We start from the raw sequence: 661 nt of genomic DNA, 5'->3' as shown, positions 1-661 counted from the left end.
TGTTCTTTTACTCAAAAACGTTGATGAAATTGATGTACCGTTCCGAGTTCAAAGTTTGCATAAAACTATTTCGGAAAAACAAATCAAAACGGAAAGAAATGAAGACCTTCGTGTAACGGCAAGCTTGGCCTATCTATCGACATCAATGCCACTCACCAACTTCGATGAGCTGTACTCGATATTAGACCAAGCTTTGTATCAGGCGAAGAGAAATGGCAAAAACGCGGTTGTTGATGCGTACAATGAGCCAATTAACCTGAGTTCAGAATTTGCAAATTCGTGAAGGTCTGTTTATAGACCTTCTGATTCCTGCTTTTGAACCAAAGATTTCATAACTGCATCTTTGTTATTCAAGTAATCATCGAGCCCGGCTTTGCGTAAATCACACGATGGGCAATCGCCACAACCATCACCGATGATGCCGTTGTAGCAAGTTAGCGTGTTTTCACGAACCAGTTGCAACGCATTGTATTGATCCGCTAACGCCCATGTTTCTGCCTTATTGAGCCACATCAGCGGTGTTTTGATCGTCAGAGCTCGATCCATACCTTTAACCAGCGCCGTGTTCATTGATTTCACAAAATCGTCTCGGCAATCTGGGTAGCCACTAAAGTCCGTTTCACACACGCCAGTAATCACCGTATCGGCACCGATTTGGTAA

The 661-nt window shown here is 43.3% G+C and carries 2 protein-coding genes; one reads left to right on the top strand and one right to left on the bottom strand.

Going from position 1 to position 661, the window contains the following annotated elements; translation table 11 throughout:
• On the top strand, positions 1 to 283 hold a 283-nt coding region (locus R7190_RS28020; protein ID WP_411978096.1), incomplete at its 5' end, for a GGDEF domain-containing protein.
• A gap of 8 nt (positions 284 to 291) precedes the next feature.
• Here the strand turns inward: R7190_RS28020 and R7190_RS28015 are convergent.
• Positions 292 to 661, bottom strand: a 370-nt coding sequence (locus R7190_RS28015) for a 7-cyano-7-deazaguanine synthase (protein ID WP_318137941.1), incomplete at its 5' end; no start/stop codon positions are given.

The sequence above is a fragment of the Vibrio sp. 1078-1 genome (assembly GCF_033340475.1).
This window is presented reverse-complemented; position numbering and strand designations above follow the sequence as displayed.